At 31.7% G+C, this 18,937-nt stretch carries 20 protein-coding genes; 2 read left to right on the plus strand and 18 right to left on the minus strand.

All coding sequences use genetic code 11. The annotated features are described in order from the left end of the window. Positions 1-10 precede the first annotated feature (10 nt). The gene (locus tag B2989_RS04985; RefSeq protein ID WP_292945058.1) at positions 11-661 is read right to left on the minus strand and encodes an endonuclease III domain-containing protein; all 651 of its coding nucleotides are present in this window, start codon (positions 659-661) and stop codon (positions 11-13) included. 35 nt (positions 662-696) lie between these two features. Here B2989_RS04985 and bcp point away from each other — a divergent pair, with 35 nt between their 5' ends. Then, the gene (gene bcp / locus B2989_RS04990; protein WP_292945061.1) at positions 697-1,152 is read left to right on the plus strand and encodes a thioredoxin-dependent thiol peroxidase; all 456 of its coding nucleotides are present in this window, start codon (positions 697-699) and stop codon (positions 1,150-1,152) included. Between the two features lie 69 nt (positions 1,153-1,221). Here the strand turns inward: bcp and B2989_RS04995 are convergent, their stop codons facing one another. The 15 genes from B2989_RS04995 to B2989_RS05065 all read right to left on the minus strand — a co-directional run bounded on the left by B2989_RS04995 (position 1,222) and on the right by B2989_RS05065 (position 14,607). Then, entirely contained in the window at positions 1,222-1,950 is a 729-nt protein-coding gene (locus B2989_RS04995; RefSeq protein WP_028282043.1) for a YebC/PmpR family DNA-binding transcriptional regulator, read from the minus strand. A gap of 89 nt (positions 1,951-2,039) precedes the next feature. Further along, positions 2,040-2,333 carry a 4a-hydroxytetrahydrobiopterin dehydratase gene (locus B2989_RS05000; protein ID WP_028282044.1) on the minus strand — a complete coding sequence of 98 codons (294 nt, stop codon included), beginning with the start codon at positions 2,331-2,333 and terminating at the stop codon, positions 2,040-2,042. Positions 2,334-2,356: 23 nt separating this feature from the next. Next, positions 2,357-3,187 (minus strand): sugar nucleotide-binding protein, encoded by an 831-nt coding sequence (locus tag B2989_RS05005; RefSeq protein WP_292945066.1) that lies wholly within the window; start codon positions 3,185-3,187, stop codon positions 2,357-2,359. A 15-nt stretch (positions 3,188-3,202) separates the two neighbouring features. Beyond that, the gene (locus tag B2989_RS05010; protein WP_292945069.1) at positions 3,203-4,117 is read right to left on the minus strand and encodes a glutaminase; all 915 of its coding nucleotides are present in this window, start codon (positions 4,115-4,117) and stop codon (positions 3,203-3,205) included. 9 nt (positions 4,118-4,126) lie between these two features. After that, positions 4,127-5,197 carry a glycine cleavage system aminomethyltransferase GcvT gene (gcvT, locus tag B2989_RS05015; RefSeq protein WP_292945072.1) on the minus strand — a complete coding sequence of 357 codons (1,071 nt, stop codon included), beginning with the start codon at positions 5,195-5,197 and terminating at the stop codon, positions 4,127-4,129. Positions 5,198-5,338: 141 nt separating this feature from the next. Next, positions 5,339-6,076: a hypothetical protein gene (locus B2989_RS05020; RefSeq protein ID WP_292945075.1), complete on the minus strand. Its 738-nt coding sequence runs from the start codon at positions 6,074-6,076 to the stop codon at positions 5,339-5,341. A 143-nt stretch (positions 6,077-6,219) separates the two neighbouring features. Further along, a complete protein-coding gene (locus B2989_RS05025; RefSeq protein ID WP_292945078.1) occupies positions 6,220-6,813 on the minus strand; it encodes a type 1 periplasmic binding fold superfamily protein in 594 nt (197 codons plus the stop codon). Positions 6,814-6,830: 17 nt separating this feature from the next. Beyond that, complete coding sequence (locus B2989_RS05030) at positions 6,831-9,227, minus strand: TonB-dependent receptor (protein ID WP_292945081.1); 2,397 nt, start codon at positions 9,225-9,227, stop codon at positions 6,831-6,833. A gap of 33 nt (positions 9,228-9,260) precedes the next feature. After that, positions 9,261-9,590 carry a hypothetical protein gene (locus B2989_RS05035; RefSeq protein ID WP_292945084.1) on the minus strand — a complete coding sequence of 110 codons (330 nt, stop codon included), beginning with the start codon at positions 9,588-9,590 and terminating at the stop codon, positions 9,261-9,263. After that, a complete protein-coding gene (locus B2989_RS05040; RefSeq protein ID WP_292945087.1) occupies positions 9,591-10,082 on the minus strand; it encodes a DUF6787 family protein in 492 nt (163 codons plus the stop codon). It lies immediately after the preceding gene. Positions 10,083-10,118: 36 nt separating this feature from the next. Beyond that, positions 10,119-10,550, minus strand: coding sequence for a DUF6146 family protein (locus B2989_RS05045; RefSeq protein ID WP_292945090.1), 432 nt, complete (start codon positions 10,548-10,550; stop codon positions 10,119-10,121). A 100-nt stretch (positions 10,551-10,650) separates the two neighbouring features. Further along, positions 10,651-11,286 carry a DUF937 domain-containing protein gene (locus B2989_RS05050; RefSeq protein ID WP_292945092.1) on the minus strand — a complete coding sequence of 212 codons (636 nt, stop codon included), beginning with the start codon at positions 11,284-11,286 and terminating at the stop codon, positions 10,651-10,653. A 122-nt stretch (positions 11,287-11,408) separates the two neighbouring features. Then, positions 11,409-12,365, minus strand: coding sequence for a D-2-hydroxyacid dehydrogenase (locus B2989_RS05055; protein WP_292945095.1), 957 nt, complete (start codon positions 12,363-12,365; stop codon positions 11,409-11,411). Positions 12,366-12,376: 11 nt separating this feature from the next. Beyond that, positions 12,377-13,438 (minus strand): 3-phosphoserine/phosphohydroxythreonine transaminase, encoded by a 1,062-nt coding sequence (serC, locus tag B2989_RS05060; protein ID WP_145001787.1) that lies wholly within the window; start codon positions 13,436-13,438, stop codon positions 12,377-12,379. A gap of 107 nt (positions 13,439-13,545) precedes the next feature. Continuing rightward, complete coding sequence (locus B2989_RS05065; RefSeq protein WP_292945100.1) at positions 13,546-14,607, minus strand: acyl-CoA reductase; 1,062 nt, start codon at positions 14,605-14,607, stop codon at positions 13,546-13,548. A 78-nt stretch (positions 14,608-14,685) separates the two neighbouring features. On the opposite strand from B2989_RS05065, the gene B2989_RS05070 reads away from it, so the two are divergent. Next, a complete protein-coding gene (locus tag B2989_RS05070; RefSeq protein WP_145001785.1) occupies positions 14,686-15,039 on the plus strand; it encodes a 4Fe-4S dicluster domain-containing protein in 354 nt (117 codons plus the stop codon). A 63-nt stretch (positions 15,040-15,102) separates the two neighbouring features. Here B2989_RS05070 and B2989_RS05075 read toward each other — a convergent pair whose 3' ends face one another. Together B2989_RS05075 and B2989_RS05080 are read right to left on the minus strand one after the other, a co-directional pair. Continuing rightward, on the minus strand, positions 15,103-15,846 hold the full coding sequence (locus tag B2989_RS05075) for a class I SAM-dependent methyltransferase (RefSeq protein WP_292945105.1): 744 nt from the start codon (positions 15,844-15,846) through the stop codon (positions 15,103-15,105). A gap of 110 nt (positions 15,847-15,956) precedes the next feature. Further along, complete coding sequence (locus B2989_RS05080) at positions 15,957-18,767, minus strand: TonB-dependent receptor (RefSeq protein ID WP_292945108.1); 2,811 nt, start codon at positions 18,765-18,767, stop codon at positions 15,957-15,959. Positions 18,768-18,937 lie beyond the last annotated feature (170 nt).

An 18,937-nucleotide genomic window follows, 5' to 3' on the forward strand; every position in this document is an offset into this window, starting at 1 on the left:
TATGCTAATATTACTTTTTCGCATATTCTTTTAGGACAGACGCTCTCCCAATAGTCTTGGTTATAATATCTTTTTCTAAATCCCAACCTCTGGCAGGAGAATACTCGCGTCCATACCATATTATTTGAAGATGTAAATCATTCCAGGTATGTTCTGGGAATAAACGTTTGGCATCTTTTTCTGTTTGTTGCACACTTTTACCATTAGTTAAATTCCATCGATACATTAATCTATGTATGTGCGTGTCAACCGGAAATGCAGGAACACCAAATGCCTGACTCATAACTACACCTGCAGTTTTGTGACCAACTGCTGGAAAGGTCTCTAAAGCTTCAAAAGACTGTGGTACAACACCATTGTAGTCTTCGACTAGCATTTTTGATAATCCGTATATACCTTTACTTTTCATTGGTGATAAACCACAAGGTCTGATTATTTCTTTAATTTCTTCCACACTCAACTTAATCATATCGTATGGATTATCTGCTTTTGCAAACAATATAGGTGTGATTTGATTGACTCTAACATCAGTACATTGTGCAGATAATAAAACAGCAACTAATAAAGTGTAGGGATCTTTATGATCTAATGGTACAGGGATTTCGGGATATAGCTTATTTAACGTATTTATAACAAAATCTACCTTTTCTTGCTTAGTCATTAATTGTATTTTTGAATGAAACCAAAATTACAACTATGAATACATTAAAACAAGGTGATAAAGTACCAAATTTTACAGTTAATGATCAAGACGGAAACCCTGTGTCATTATCCGATTATAAAGGAAAAAAACTAATTGTTTTCTTTTATCCAAAAGCTAGTACACCTGGTTGTACAGCAGAAGCTTGTAATTTAACCGATAATTATAAAGCCTTACAAGATAAAGGTTATGAGATTTTAGGAGTAAGTGCAGATTCTGAAAAAAGACAGACTAATTTTAAAAATAAATACAGTTTTCCGTTTCCGTTATTAGCAGACGAAGAAAAAGAAGTGATTAATGCTTTTGGTGTTTGGGGTTTAAAAAAGTTTATGGGTAAAGAGTATGATGGTATCCACCGAAAAACGTTTTTAATTAATGAAGATGGAGTAGTAGCCCACGTTATTGATAAGGTTAAAACTAAAGATCATGCAGCTCAAATTTTAGAGTTGTAATATAAACGACACATAATAAAATTAAAAAAGCGACCAATTGGTCGCTTTTTTAATACTTATAAGATTAGATTACTCATCATCATTATCTGTTTCTTCCATAGTGTGATATACGTTTTGTACATCATCATCATCATCTAATTTTTCTAATAATTTTTCTACATCAGCAGCCTGTTCTGGTGTTAAAGCTTTGGTAACTTGTGGTATGCGTTCAAATCCAGAAGATAAGATTTCAATTTCACGTCTTTCAAGTTCTGCTTGGATAGCTCCAAAACTTTCAAAAGGTGCGTAAATTAAAATACCATCGTCATCTGCAAATACTTCTTCTGCACCAAAATCTATAAACTCTAGTTCTAATTCTTCAGGGTCTAAACCTTCAGCAGCAACTCTAAAGTTACAAGTATGGTCAAACATAAATACTACAGATCCTGATGTACCTAAACTACCATCACATTTATTAAAATAACTACGTACGTTAGCTACAGTTCTGGTATTATTATCTGTTGCAGTTTCAACTAAAACAGCAATTCCATGAGGTGCATAACCTTCAAAAATTACTTCTTTAAAATCACCTTGACTTTTGTCACTTGCTTTTTTAATAGCACGCTCCACATTGTCCTTAGGCATGTTTACTGCTTTGGCATTTTGTATAACTGCACGTAAACGTGAGTTACTAGCTGGATCTGGTCCACCTTCTTTTACAGCCATTACAATGTCTTTTCCAATGCGTGTAAAAGCCTTGCTCATTGCAGACCAACGTTTCATTTTACGTGCTTTTCTAAATTCAAAAGCTCTTCCCATGATTATATGTTTTTATAGTTTCGCTGTAGCGAAAACCTAGATTATTTTATTGAATCACAAATTTAAAAAAATATGTGAATAAAGTGGTATTAGTCCTCTTCCTCTTCAACAATATGCTCAATTGCTAAGGCTAATTTAAAATCTTTATCTGTAACTCCACCTGCATCATGTGTTGTTATTGTAATTTTAAGTACATTATATTCGTTAGTCCATTCAGGATGGTGGTTTAATGCTTCGCACTCAAAAGCAATTCTGCTCATTGCGCTAAAACAGTCTTTAAAATTTTCAAATTCAAATTCTGCATGGATTGCATTATCATAATGTTCCCATTCTGGTAGTCTAAGTAGACGTTGTTCTATTTCTGTTTGTGTAAGTAGTGCCATATTTTTTATTTAAAAATAATAAATTAAACTTCTAATTCTGTTAAAATTTCTTGACTTAATAACTGTAAATGTTTAGGTAGCTTATTTTCTTTAGAGAGGACTGCTAAATACCTGTCGTCATTGGTTGTGTACACTTGTTTTAAAAGTGGGTTTTTTATGTTTAGTGACGCGACAATTTCTTTAATAAAATCGTCATGGTGCACTAAATCTTCACTACCTAAATGGAATATGCCTTTTTTATTTCGGTTTATTAAATAATGAATTTGTTGTGTGACCTTTGTATCTGTGGTGACATTCATTATCAAATTAGGAAATACTTCAAAAGGTAATTTTTCTTTTATATGAAATTTAATCTCTTGTATTCTTGGAGATTGCGCTCCAAAAACCATTGGTAGTCTTATGATTGCATAATATTGTTTTGGTAAACGCAATAGCATGTTCTCTATTTTTATTTTAAAATGACCATACATACTATGACTTAATGTTTTGTCATTTTCATAGCTAGGAAATTTGCTATAGGCATCAAAAACATTAGCTGATGATAAAAATATTAATTTACTATTGTTGGCTATAATGTACTCGGTAATATGCTGGTGAGCAATAATTTGTGCCGAAAAATTACCTCGTATCGCAGAAATTACAATGGTAGGTTTTACGATATCTAGGATTTCAAAAATATCATCTTCTTCAATATTGTATTGAAAGTAATGTTGGTTTTTATTAAAGGCGAAATTGTCTCTGCAATAGGTCCCAAAGGTTCTAAAATAGCCACATAGCTCTTTGTATAAAGCTTGTCCGATAAAACCACTGGCACCTAAAATTAGTATGCGATGTTTGTTATTTATCTCTTTCATTAGTAAGGATAACGTTTAGAAAATAGATAAATTGGTCTGAGTTGTAAATTGTTCTAACGCTTGCATTCCAATTAACGAATTACCTTTAGCGTTTAGACCTGGACACCAAGTAGAAATTATAAAATGGTTAGGTAGTAAGGCAACTATACCACCACCAACACCACTTTTACCAGGTAGTCCAACTTCAAAAGCAAACTCACCAGACTCGTCATAAAAACCACAAGTTAGCATGATTGCATTTATACGTTTGGCTTGACTACTTGAAATATGTTGTTTATTATTTATGCATTTACCTTTGTTAGCAAATAAATAAAATGCTTTAGCCAATTGAGAGCAAGTCATTTCTAGAGCACATTGATGGAAGTAAAAATCCATTACATCCTCTACATTATTATTTAAATTATTAAAAGATTTTAAAAGGTTGGCTGCTGCATAATTGTTATATCCCGTTTTACGCTCTGACTCGGCAACTTTATAATTATAATCAATAGTTTGGTCGTTGGCAATATCACGTACAAATTGTAAAAAATCGGCTTTTGGATTTTCAAACTTAGAGCATAAAATATCTGCAACCACTATGGCACCTGCATTTATTAAAGGGTTTCTAGGAATACCATTTTCTAACTCTAATAAAGACAAATGATTAAAAGGGTTTCCAGACGGTTCTACATCCACACGCTTCCATATATCATTGTTTTCAAAAGCAATCGCTTTGGATAAGGATAAAACTTTAGAAATACTTTGTATAGAAAATGGGACGTCTGCATCACCAACCTTAAACGATCGACCGTCCATGTGTTGCATGTAAATGCCAAATTGATTGACATCTTGTTTTGATAATTCTGGTATATATGAAGCAACAACACCCTTAACAACGTTGTCTTTTAGGTTATTATGGATGTTGTTTATTATTGTGTTAAAATCTAACATAAAGTATAATTACACTTTGTAAAACGGAAGTTTTACAACAGTTGCAGGTACTGCATTTTTACGTATTTGTATATTTATTTTACTGTTTACATCTGCAAAAACCGTTGGTACATAGCCTAAACCAATACCTTTATTAAGCATAGGTGACATGGTTCCGGAAGTAACTTCACCAATTTTTTTGCCTTGTCCATCTACAATGTCATAGCCTTGTCTAGGGATTCCTCTTTCGTCTAATTCAAAAGCGACTAATTTACGATCTACACCTTTGCGTTTTTGTGCTTCTAAAGCATCACTGTTAGTAAAGGTTTTAGTAAATTTTGTTACCCAACCTAAACCAGCTTCAATAGGAGAAGTGCTGTCATTTATATCATTTCCGTAAAGGCAGTAACCCATTTCTAAACGTAAAGTATCACGAGCAGCTAAGCCAATTGGTTTTGCACCAGCTTCAGTAACTTTATCCCAGATTTGTTTGACCTCGTCATTTTTACAATAAATTTCAAAACCACCACTACCAGTATATCCAGTTGCAGAAATAATAACATTATCAATTCCAGCAAAATCACCAACTTCAAAATTATAAAACTTAATAGCAGATAAATCATGACTTGATAAAGCTTGCATTTTTGATACAGCATTAGGACCTTGAATAGCTAATAACGAGTAATCCTCTGACAAATCACGCATGTCAGCACCAACTGTGTTTTTAGAGGTAATCCAATTCCAATCTTTTTCAATATTACTAGCATTAACGACTAGTAAATATTGCTCTTCTTTTAATTTGTAAATAATTAAATCGTCAACAATTCCACCATCGTCATTTGGTAAACACGCATATTGTGCTTTACCAATTGTCAATTTAGACGCATCATTACTGCTTACGCTTTGTATTAAATCTAATGCTTTTGGACCAGAAATTAAAAACTCTCCCATATGTGATACGTCAAACACACCACAGTCTTTTCTAACTGCTTCATGTTCTATATTTACACCATCATATTGTACAGGCATGTTGTAACCTGCAAAAGGAACCATTTTTGCGTTTAAGGCTTCGTGAGTTGCTGTTAAAGCTGTATTTTTCATGAAATATATTTTTGTTTTACCGTCAAGCGGAAATTTTTAAAAGTTTGCCTAACAAAAGTATTGAAAATTATTGAGTTGCTTTTAGGTTTAGAAATAATATCAAGTTAAAATTTACTTAGTCTTTTATTAAGATGCAGAATGCTAATCAATTATTTCCATTGTCATTAATCTACCATTAAAAGCAATATCATGTTTTAATATTTTTCTGGTAGTAACATCAATATAGTAAGTGCTAATGGTTTGATTTTTAGAGATGTCGTCTGTTGTTTGCACTTTCCAAACTTTAGTTTCTTGACCATTTAAGTTTAATATTGCCTGTTCAGTTTTTTTAATAGTAGCTGTTATAACACCTGTTGAAGTAGTAGGATTATAGTCAAAAATGGCAATACTATTTTGATAACCTTCCGTTAACGGTAAAAACCTAATAAGTTGTGGGTAAAAATTACTGTCAAAATAAGGCTTGGATGTAGCTTCATTAATTGCTGTTTTAGTATCGGTTTTTTTATCTAAATAATAACCAGTAACCTTAGCGTTAAAATGTAATACCATATCACGTTGCTGATTGTATGACGAGTGGTATATAGGTTTAAAGTTTTTAATAGATACAATTGTGGTGTCTACCCATTTAGTTGTGGCTTGGATCATGTCCACAGTAGTAACGACGTAAAGCTCTTTTTTGTCTTTTTTAATTAGAGTATTTACTTTTCCAATAAGTACTTTAACTGTGTCTTGGACAATATACCAGTTCATATTAGATGATTCTGGTTGGACAAGTGATGTATCTGCTGTATTGTTATTGGGACTTAAAGGTTGATCTTGACTATATCCTAAAAAAGAAGACCCAAAGGTTAATAATAGTAAGTAAAATGCTGTTTTCATAATAGTTTAAGTTGTTTTTTAATTAGTGGTTTAAACAAGGCATTTGTTACATTTTTTTTTAAATCTATTTAAGTTTAAAACAAAAAACATCCCGTAATTTACGGGATGTTTTTATTAAAAATAGTGGTAAACTTAGTTAACTATTATTGTATTACAACAGGAAATACAGCTTGCACATCAGTTTCTCCACCTGCGTTTGTAATGTCTCCATCGCTAACACCTACAGCAGATTTGCTTGGTTCATGACGTAAAGTAATTGTTAGATTTCCATTCATAGCTGTAGCAGCTGTAGTTAAAGTAAACTCTAAACCTAAAGGATTTCCGTTATCATCAAAATCCTCGTAAGTAAAAGTAGCAATGCTATTTGTTACATTATAAAAAAATTGGTGGTCATTACTTTCTTCTTCAATTTCTTCATTTATTTCTTCAGCAGGAGATTCAGTTTCGTTTAACAAAACTAGACTACCATTATATACAGTGTTGGCCACTAAGTCTGATGATACTGTTATTACTGGAGCATTTGGTCCGTCACCATCTAAATCACGTGTTTGCATTGTTACAGTTGTACCTCCACCAACAGGTATAAGTGTAGCAGTTAAGGTTGTAATTACTTCCTCTTCATTAACAGGTTCTGGGTTGTTTGTATTGTCATCGTCGCTTGAACACGCTGTAAATGCTATTGAAATTAAAAATAATAGCGATAATTGTTTAATTGTTTTTAGTGTTAAATTTTTCATTGTTAATGTTTTAAATGTTAATAGTTTAATTTTAATTGTAACATTATATTCCTTCCTACATCATCAGCAAAATAACGTAATCTATTAAGGTTTTCTCGGTAATTTGTATTAAAAATATTTGTAATATTTAGCCCAATATTTAAGTCTGTAGACTTGGACATTTCCAATGTAATATTACTTTGTAAATGCAACAAATGGTAGGCTGGAGGTGTAGTACTAACATCTACCAATTCCATTTGTTCTGTAGTTGGTATAAATACTTCAAAATTATTATTAGGGTAATCATTTTGTCTAAAAACCCACTCACTTTGTAATTCGGTTTTAAGATCTAACCATTTTGGATTAGAATACCCTATGATATTTACAGTTTTAAACGAAGGCATATCAATTAACGCTTGATCTTGGCTAACATCCTTTCCTTTTATGATTGAGGATTTATTATTTAAAAACCAATGGTCATTAAAGCTATAATTAGCAGTAAGATCTAATCCATATAAAGCAGCATTTGTTTGATTGTAACTCCAAACTGGGAAGGCACCACGAATGGTTTGTTCTGTTCCAGTAGGCTCTATAAAAATGTAATCTTTTATATAATTATAAAAAGCTTCAATGTTTAATGATAACTTGTTTTTTTGAAAATTATAGCTACCAGAAATACGATTTGATGTTTCTTGTTTTAAACGTAAATCTCCTAATTCAATTCTAGCTGCCGAGTGATGTAAGCCATCACTAAATAACTCGGATGGGTTAGGAGCACGATTAGATAATCCATAATTAAATATAAAACTATTATATTCATTTAATTGATAAGCAATACCTGCTGATGCTGAAACATTGTGGTAATTAAAAACTGGATTAGTCAGTAATTGTGTACCTAAATCGTCAATCACAATATTTCCAAAATCAGAATCATAGTTACGCTCATTCCAACGACTAGTTAAGTAGTATTTTTTAGCATCAATTTGATTAAAATCATAACGTAAACCAAAATCCATAGATAGGTCATTATTTAATTTTAACTCAGTAACAATAAACGCTCCTAAATCATATTTGTCATAATCCGGAATTAGTCGTCTAACACCTGTATTTGCTGCAAAATTATTTTGATATCCAGCATTTACTCCAAAATTATAAGAAATATTGTTTTTAGAATCCAACGTCACGCTAGTTTTTAAAGTATGTGTTTTTAGAGTTAAATCTATAGCAGGTTTATCTCTATCATCACCAACACGTATATCATACTCAAAACGATGATTGTTTTGGTAATCATACTGTATGTCTACACGTCCAAATTTTTTAAAACGTTTAAAAAATTCAGTTTTAAAAACATGATGTGTAACGTCCTGTTTAGGCGCATTAATATCATAACTAAAATCTTCAATTACTAATGGTTGTGGATTGTTAATCGCATTAACTAAATCTTCAATGTTACCTATATGCGCTGCTCTTAAAATAGCTATTTCATTATCTAAATAACTATAATATACATTAAAGCCTTTTTCAAAAGTTTTAAAACCACCATTAATAGAAAAACCTTTAGTGTTCAAGCCAGTATTGGTTAAACTATAATCTGGTGCTTCCATATCGCCTGAACGTTTTACAGAAGCCTGTGCACCTAAATACCAACCTTTTTTGTACGTTTTTGTTAATGAGGTATTTAAATTATAACCTCTACCATTGGTGTTGCCACTTACTATTGTTTTTCCGTAAAGTGAATCTTTTAAACTGATGTTAGAAGGTTTTAAAACGATTACGCCTCCAATTGCATCACCACCATAAGCTAGTGCATTGGCACCTTTAATAACGTTGATGCTACCAGCAGTGTTTAAATCTATATTTGGTGCATGTTCAATTCCCCATTCTTGATCCTGAAGCCTTACACCATTAGTCATTACAATAATTCTGCTACTATGTAAACCGTTAATTACAGGTTTAACAATACTATTACCAGTATTTATGGAAGATACACCACTAATCTGTTTTAAAGCATCACCTAAATTAAGTGAGCTAAAACGATCAATAACATCGGATTTTAAATGAGTTTCTTGTGCAGTTTTAGTCAGTTTAATGCCAGAAGCACCAGTAACTTTAACCTCATTTAGCTCTTCTATATGATGCTCTAGGTTAATTTCTATAAAGGTATCGTTAACAATGTTAACGTCTATTGTTTTGGTTTCGCATGCAAGATGGCTAACCTCCACAACTATTAGAGAATTACATAGATTATCTATATTAAAACGTCCATTAATGTCCGTAGTGGTATACTTATTAAGGCTTTTAATAAAAATGGTAGCATTTACTATTGGTGTACCATCATGAAAATCATGCACTTCTCCTGAAAAAGTAGCATTGCAATCTTGACTTTGTGCCCAACTGAATACACAGCAGCACAAAACCATTAAATAATATTTCATTGTAAAAAAATTTAGTTTAAATAATAACTTATGTTAAACTAAAAAAGGAGGACCTCGAAGCGAGTACGATAATTGCTGATGATTATACTTAAAGTTATATAATGTATTGTTTATTTTTAAGAAATTATCTTCTATATTTAAAAAAGAAATTTCAAAAAATGTATAATACTGAGTGTTGAGTTTAAACTTGTAAAATTCACATTCTACATCAGTCTCATGCATGTGAGACGTGATGTTATCCAAACACACTTCATGTTTATGGTTTTCAAAAACATGTGTAAACTTTACAGCAGAAGGTAGCATTACAGCAAGTAGTAAAACTATTGCTATATATTTAAATGCTATGTGCTGTTGTTGTTTCAATTAATCTACGAATTTACCTAAACCAAAACGTCTTATCATCTTTTTTTCAAATTCCCAAAAGAATTTGTGTTGACCTGACAGCCACCCAAAAAAGACTAACATTATTTGATAGAAAATTAGCCCAATGATAATATATAAAATCCAATAGACCACAATATTTAAGTTTTCTTTAGTAATTCCTAACCAATATATTATTGGTCTTCCTACAAATAAAGAAGAGCTACCAGTAACCGCAAATACTATAAATATGCGTATCATTTCCCATTTATAAGTGACTTCCCACTTGTTTTCTAGTTTTTTAAACAGAAATAATACAAACTTTAATAATACTGAAGTGGTTAATATAGTACAAGTAATAATTAAGAATATGTTGTTGTCAATCATTTTATTAGCAAGCTTATAGCTAGAATACGCTAGTGCTAAAAATCCTAATACAGGAAATAATAGTTGCCAATTTTGTTGGATTTCCCAACGTTTTTTAAATTTTTCCATTGCAATTTTTATCGTTGCAAAGATATAGAAAAGGCTTTAATTAGGAGGAATACGACCACCTAAAAGATTTTGTTTATATCTGTTTTGAAAATAAACAAAATAATTATACAACTTATAATTTACGTCATAACCATAATCTATGTTAGATTGGTAGTCAATTTGGAGTTCGTATAAGTTTGGGTTGTAGCGTTGTGGCTGTAATGCGCGATTATTCCAGGCCGATACATACATTACATTTTTGTTTTCTAGATATTGTTGTGTGTAATAGCCTTCCGGTTTAGCTATAGTTTGCAACCAAGTATTAAAACCTGGCTCTATAATAATAATATCATATTCTGTTTTGTCACTTGATATGGTAATAGTATCACCAGGTTGAGCCAATGATAAATCTTTGGAGCTAGCAACTTTATTGGTGTTACAGCTAAAAGCTATCATTAATAATAGAGCAAATAAAAGTATGTTTTTCATGCGCTTCTTTTTCCTAAAAATACAAAAAAATAAGTTGATATAAGTCACAAAAAAAAGCCAAACATAGGTTTGGCTTTATATAAATTATAAAATGAAAGGTTTATTTTCCAAAAAGACCACCTAATAAACCAGCAATTCCTCCTTTTTTCTCAGATCCACCAAGTACCATTCCTGCTACATCGTCGATAATGCTACCATCACCATCTGCATCTAATATTTTTTCTAGAAAGCTTTGTTCGTTTTTAGTTTCGTTTCCACCAAGTAAACCACCAAGTAAACCACCTAAGTCATTTGTAGAGCTTACGTTGTTTTGACTTGCTTGTTTTCCTAAAACACCCATTAAAATTGGAGCTGCTACTTTTAATATGTTTGCAACTGATCCAGAATCTAAGCCAGATTTTTGTCCTATTACTTGTTGTACACCATCTCTTTTAGCACCTAATACATGACCTAAAATTTTGTCACCATCATTAACAACTTCTTCATTTACTCCACCTCCAAAAAGGTCTCCTAAATTATCTAATATGCTACCATTGTGCTTTCCTTTAATTGCTCCTAAAAGTCCTTCTGCACCTTCTGGTGTTGAAGCGTTACGTTCCATTGCTTTCATTAATACTGGTAAAGCCATTGTTAAAACGCTTCCTGTTCTGTCTTGGTCTGTTCCTGTTGATCCAGATACACCACTGATAATTGTTTTTCCTAAATCTGAGTTTAATAGGTCTAAAATTCCTGCCATTTTATATAAAAATTAATAGTTAATACGATTTGATAGTTGAAAAGTACAAAAAAAAGCCACATTTTAACAATGTGGCTTTTTATAAATTCCGTTTTAAATAAGTAAACGTTTAAATGTGTTATTTATCCGTTTAAAAGTATATTTTTAATTTGTGTAGCTAACTCTGTACCAATTCTATCTTGTGCTTCATTAGTTGCAGCTCCAATGTGTGGCGTTAAAGAAATTCTACCATTCATTAATAATTGTACTGCTGGAGTAGGTTCGTTTTGAAACGTATCCAAACCTGCAAATGCTAGTTTTCCGCTTTCAAGCGCACTTACTAAATCTACTTCATTAACAACACCACCTCTTGCAGCATTGATTATAGCAGATCCATCTTTCATGACATCAAACTCAGGTTTACCTATAACGTAGTCTTTTTGTGCTGGTACGTGAAGTGTAACAAAGTCTGATTGTTTTAAAACATCCTCCATTGTTTCAGTTTTAATATTAAATGTTACTGATTGTCCATCAAAAAAGTCAACACTAACATCTGCAGCTTCTATAAATTTATCTGCAGCAATAACTTTCATTCCAACACCTAAACCAATTTTTGCAACTTCTTGACCTATACGACCAAATCCAATTACACCAAGCGTTTTTCCTCTTAACTCAACTCCTTTAGCGTAGTTTTTCTTTAATTTTTTAAATTGTGTGTCACCATCTAAAGGCATGTTTCTGTTAGCGTCGTGTAAAAATCTTACTCCACCATATAGGTGAGCAAAAACTAACTCAGCAACAGATTGCGATGATGCTGCTGGTGTATTTATAACGTGTAAGCCTTTTTGTTTGGCATAGTCAACATCTATGTTATCCATCCCGACACCACCACGTCCAATAATTTTAAGATTAGGACAAGCGTCGATTAGATCTTTTCTCGCAGTTGTAGCGCTTCTAACTAGTAAAACACTAATGTCTTTATCGTTTATGTAATTAATTAACTGCTCTTGGGCTACTGTTGTTGTGTTAACTTCAAAACCTGCAGCTTCTAAAGCGTCAATTCCGCTTTGTGAAATTCCGTCGTTTGCTAATATTTTCATTTTCAATAATTTTATGCTTTACTTTCTAATTCACTCATTACTTCAACAAGTACTTTAACGCTATCTAAAGATAAGGCGTTATACATGCTTGCTCTGTAACCTCCAACGCTTCTATGTCCATTTAATCCACTAACGCCAGCTTCTTTCCACATGGTGTCAAAAGTTTCTTTTAAATCTTCATTAACTAATGTAAAGGTCGCGTTCATGTCTGATCTGTCTTCTTTAGCTGCAAAACCTTTAAATAATGGGTTTAAATCAATTTCAGAATACATTAATCTTGCTTTTTTGTCATTCTCTTTTTCGATAGCTTTAATACCACCTAAATCCTTTAACCATTGTAAAGTTAACATAGAAGTGTAGACTGCAAATACAGGAGGTGTATTAAACATACTACTTTTATCTATATGTACTTTATAGTCTAACATTGATGGTATTTTACGCGATACTTTTCCTAAAATATCTTCTTTAACAACAATTAGGGTTGTACCAGCTGGTCCCATGTTTTTTTGAGCTCCTGCGTAAATTAAGTCAAATTGAGAAAAGTCTAATGAGCGTGAAAAAATATCGCTACTCATATCACATACTAAAGGTATTGGTGATTTAGGAAAACTTTTCATTTGTGTTCCAAAAATAGTGTTGTTGGATGTACAATGAAAATAATCATGATCTTCCGGAATATCAAAACCTTTAGGAATATAATTATAGTTAGCGTCTTTAGAGGATGCTACTTCTACAATATCTGCGTAAATTTTAGCTTCTTTAATAGCCTTGTCTGCCCAAGTTCCGGTGTTTAAATAGGAAGCTTTTTTTTCTAATAAATTTTGAGCGACCATTAAAAATTGCATGCTTGCTCCACCTTGTAAAAATAAGGCTTTGTAGCCTTTACCTTCTAGGCCTAATAACTCTAATGCTAAAGCTCTAGCTTGTTCCATCACATCAACAAAGGACTTACTTCTATGCGAGACTTCGATTAGGGATAATCCGTTATCAAAATCTAATAAAGCTTGTGATGCTTTTTGTAATACTTCTTGAGGTAATACGCATGGTCCTGCGCTAAAATTATGTTTTTGCATGGTTACAAATTTAGTTTTCTGGTTATACAGAAATTATCTTATTTTATCAATTAACAAAGGTGCTAATTATTGATTTAAATTAAGTTAAGAATTTAATAATTTATCCTTTAGATTTTTAATAAAAATGCAATTGTGTCAACATCGTCTGCATAATCTGAAAGTTCTGGTTGTTGTGTTTTTCCAAACGAAACTTCTGAATCATCAAAATTATTAGCGACAATACATTGTATTAAATCTTTATCAAGTTGTAATTTTTGTTTTAAAATTTCAATAGAATCATAATACTCATAAAACACAGTAGCTATTGGTGATGCGTAGCTTTGGTCTTCTTTAATCATTAAAAAACCATTTTCTAGCATATCAAATTCGCTCATTATATATACTGCTTTATTATAGTCGTAATTGTTAGCGTATTTGGCTTCGTTAATAATCGGATTCCATTTATACATGGCATTAAAAAAAGCATCAAAATTATAATCTCTAGGGATAAACATTTTAGAAACATTTCTGCAACCTAAACCATAGTATCTAAATATATCATCAGATAAGGCGTCTAACTGTTCTGGAGTTTCAGATCCTGTTAATATTGCAGCCGAGTTTCGGCTTTTTCTAATTATTGAAGGTTTATTTTTAAAATAAAACTCAAAATAGCGAGCTGTGTTATTGCTTCCTGTTGCAATTACTGCGTCAAAGTTTTGTAATTTATCTTCTGTAAAGGTTATTTTTCCTTTTAAATCGGGAGTTACGTGTTCTAAATATTTGGCTAAATAGGGTAGAAGGTGTTTGTCGTTAGAAGATTGTTTAACTAATACGGAACGTCCAGTTAGTAAAACACACAAAAAATCATGAAAACCTACTAACGGAATATTACCAGCCATAATTATGGCAACGGTTTTAGGATTGGTAGTCGTTAAATCGTACTTTTTTAACCAATTTTGAAGCGTTACTTTAGTTAATTGGTCACTCCAACCTTTTAAAGCATATTGAATATTTTGTTGTGTAAACCAACCGTTATGTTCTTTTGCTAACTTAATTTGATGTTTAAAACCATCAAAAAACAATTCGTTATGTAATATGTTTTCTTTTTTCTCAGGAGTTTCTGTAGTAAATTGACTAATAAAATGGCCTAATTGTACAAATGCTTCCGTTATGTGATCTTTGTTACTCATTATTATTTGTATAACACCTTTTTTGGCTTTATTTTTGCACCACAAAGTTAAGTAAACAAAAAAGATTAAAAATACGCTATGGCAATTATTATAACAGACGAATGTATTAACTGTGGAGCTTGTGAACCAGAATGCCCAAATACAGCAATTTATGAAGGTGCTGATGATTGGAGATATAAAGATGGAACAAGTCTTAACGGTAAGTTAGTGTTAACGGATGGTAAAGAAGTTGATGCAGACGAAGCACAAGAGCCTATTAGTGATGAGATTTATTACATTGTACCTGATAAGTGTACAGAATGTGTAGGTTTTCATGAAGAGCCACAATGTGCAGCAGTTTGCCCAGTAGATTGTTGTGTACCTGATGATGATCATGTAGAGAGTAAAGACACTTTATTAGGAAAACAAAAATTTATGCATCCTGATGGATAATATCTGTTAGAAGCATATACTTGATATAAACTAAATTAAACCTAAGCTCTGTCTTAGGTTTTTTTATGCTATTTTTTGAGCCACTACAGCGTAACAATCAAACATATAAGCTGGCTTGTCAATACACTCTAATACCTTAAAATTATTAAGGTGTAGCAGAAGTTTCCACTCATTTTTAATAAATGCTCTTACTTCTGATTTATCCTCTGCTATTAGTGTTTTTTTGTTTTGTTTAATTAGAAAGTATTTAGAATCCCAATCAAACATAAAGTTGTTTGATGTATTTGTGTTTAAATAGCTGTCTCTAGTATACTGATTGTTATTAAATGATGCAGCATGATGTATATGTTTGCCATCTTTTATCATTTTAAAAAACCTGTTAGCATCTATAAAATCAAAACATAATATACCATTGTCATCTAAGTTTAAATAAATAGATTGTAAGGCGTTAGTTACGTCTAGGTTTGATAGTAAGTAGCTAGTCGACCGTCCTGTAATAATAATACTTGCAACAGTGTTATTAAGTTTAAAATCCCTCATGTCACCTTGCTTAAAATGACCCTTTGGCAACTTTGAGGATGATAAATCTACCATATCTTGACTATAGTCCAATCCTTGATAATTAAAGTTGTTGTCTATAAAATGTTTAGCTAAGTTACCTGTTCCAGAACCTATTTCTAATACACTATTTTTATTATATTTTTTAAGTAGTGTGTTGTAAAATAGATACTCATCTGTATAATTTATAAAGGTTTGATACATAGCGTCGTATATTTTTTCAAATCCATTTGAGTATAAACTTTGCATAATTTATTTAGTGTGTTAATTAACTTATTAATGGAATAATACTAATTAAAGATAAAAAAAAATACTGCTCGAAAAGAGCAGCATTTTTTTTATTAAAACTAGTTTGAATATTAAAATTTATAGTTTAAAGATAAATTAAACATTGTTCCTAATTGACTAAAATGATAACCATCATAAGTCATTTGAGAGTAACGTTGGTTAAATGTTATTAAATCTGATTGATTTTGAATCTCAGTTTGACCAGTAGAGGTTATTGATGTATCGTTAATTATAGCTTCACCAGCAGCATTTTCAGCTTTGAAGCTCCATTCTGGAAGTACATTTAAAATGTTATTAATGTTTAAGGCAATAGTCAATTTATCAGAAGCACTGTAATTGATACCTAAATCTGTTACAATTTTAGGTGTAAACTCAGTACGTAAATTATTATCTAATCCTTGTTGTTTAAATGTTGTTTTTCCAAAATAGGTGTTGTTTAACGAAAGTCCGAATTTGTTTATTTCATAGTTAGCACCAAGGATCCATTTTGTTTCTGGTCTAGAAGTAAAAAATAAAGCTTCTTGAGTTGCGTTTACTACAGATTGACCAGCTTGTGCTACTAAAGGTATGTCCTTAACGTCACCATCTCTTTCGTTTTGGAAAGTGTAGTTTCCTGATAAATTTAAATCCAAGTCTCCATTACCAATTTCAATATTTTTTTTGCTTAATACTACATCAATACCAGATGTTCTTGTGTCAATTGCGTTAGAGAAAAAGCTTATATCTGATAAGTTGTTATCCCTTAAAATATCATCTAAAGGTGTTGTACCAATATTATTACCATTAACGTCAAAAGCTGTACCAGTAATTTCTGCACCTAATACAATTCTGTCTTTTACAGAAATATTATAGTAATCTAAAGTAAAGCTAAAATTATTTTCAAGTTTACCACCAAATCCTATTGTAAAGTTGTTAGATGTTTCTGCGTCTAAATTAGGGATTCCTAATAAAGTTGCTTGAGTGGAAACATTATTAGCTAATCCACCTACAACAATTGCTCCACCTGGTTGGAAAGAGTATTGCGATTTTTGTGTGTAAATTTGGTGTAATGTAGGTGCTCTAAACCCAGAAGAAACAGAAGCTCTTGCTGTAAATTGATCGTTTAACTTTAATCTAGAACTAAGTTTGTAAACAAAGGTGTTTCCAAAATCTGAATAATTTTCTGTTCTAATTGTACCACTTAAAAGAAAAGCGTCACTTACGTCATAATCAATTGAAAAGTAACCACCAAAATTGTATCTATTAAATTTACCTGAGTTTTGAGGCGTATTTCCGGCAAAAGAATCTGCTCCACCACCTTCGTAAGATGCAGCACCACCTTCGATTACTTCAAAAGTTTCGTTTCTAAACTCTGTACCAAATCCAATACTTACTTTATCGGATAGTACTCTAGAGATGTCAATGTTACCAACGTTATGTGTAAATCTAGTTCCTCCTGGATCAAAAGATTGTGGACTATTAGCTCTGTATAATTCTACAGCTTCAAACTCTCCTGTTTCAGGATTGTAATTTGCTGCATAAACTTCATTTCCGTTATGAGATTGATTAACTTTATAAGTTTGCGTATTTCCTCCTGTAGTATAACTTAAATCAACATTCCAATCGTTTATTTTAGTTCTTACTCCAACGGTACCATTGTAATCGTTTAATAAACCTTCAAAAGTTGGTACATATCCATCATATCCATTAGTAGTATTTGGATTATTTCCAGGAAAAAAATCTGCTAAATAAGCATTGTCATCATTTAAAGCCCTCCAATATGGTGTTCTGTAATTAGCAAAGCTATTTACTTTTTTATAAACGTAAGCTGCGTTAAAATAAAGTTCTGTGTTTTCAGCTATATCTAACCCACTATTAATTAAGAATTTTGAAGCTGCATTTTCAGGAGAACCATTAATATTTCCTGCATCTGGACGACGAGATAAAAATTCTTGAACAAATCCTAAATCAGCATCAAATCCTAAATCAGCATCAGCTTCTGCTACAGCATTTACTGTTCCTGGTCTATTTGCTAAATTAGTTTTAGAAAAATCTATAGTGTAATTAATAAAACCTTTATCGCCTCCAATTGTAGAACCATTATTTACAGCAATGCCAATCATTTCTCCATCACCTTCACTAGTAATACCACTTCTTAAAGTTGCAGATCCAAAATTTGCATTGTCTTTTAGTATAATATTCATTACACCAGCAATAGCATCAGAACCATATTGAGCAGACGCACCATCTCGTAAAATTTCTACACGTTTAATCGCGTCTGTAGGTATGGCAGAAATATCTGCACCAGTTTCTCCACGACCAGGAGAAGTTTGTGTGTATAATAAAGCACTTAAATTTTTACGCTTTCCGTTAATTAGTATTAAAGTTCTACTAGGACCCATGTTTCTAATTTCATATGGATCTAATAAAGAAGTCGCATCATTAACAGGTGTTTGTACTGTGTTAAAAGATGGTATCCTGTACTGTAGTGCTTTGTCAAAAGTAGCTTGACCAGTGGATGTTAGCTCTTTTGTGCCAACTACGTCAATAGGCAATGCGCTGTCTACATTACTTCTGGGAGCTGTTCTAGAACCAACCAATACAACTTCGTCTAATGCTTCACCACTTGATAATATAACATCTACAGTAGTTTTTCCATTAACAGGTACTTCTTTAGTTTCATAACCTACATAACTAAAAATAATGGTAGCATTGCTGGATACAGTTAATGTATAGTTACCGTCAAAGTCGGTTGTTGTTCCATTGGATGTTCCTTTTTCTACAACGTTAACTGTAGGAATCCCAAAACCGTCATCTCCTTTTACGGTTCCTGATAAATTGGTTTGTGCACTTGCAAAAGCTACTGAAAGTAGTAGTAGATACAATAATTTAAGTTTTTTCATATTAAAAAAAATTTAGGTTAATTAACTACTAAATTATGTTAAAATTTTAACATATAGCTGTTGTATCTTTAAAATTTTAATAATTAATTCATTGTATTTTAATTGTTTATGTTAAAAACATGGATTTTTAATAAACCTTTTAAAGGTGAATTAAATATAATACAACAGTA

The sequence above is a fragment of the Olleya sp. UBA1516 genome, assembly GCF_002323495.1.
Lineage (GTDB): Bacteria > Bacteroidota > Bacteroidia > Flavobacteriales > Flavobacteriaceae > Olleya.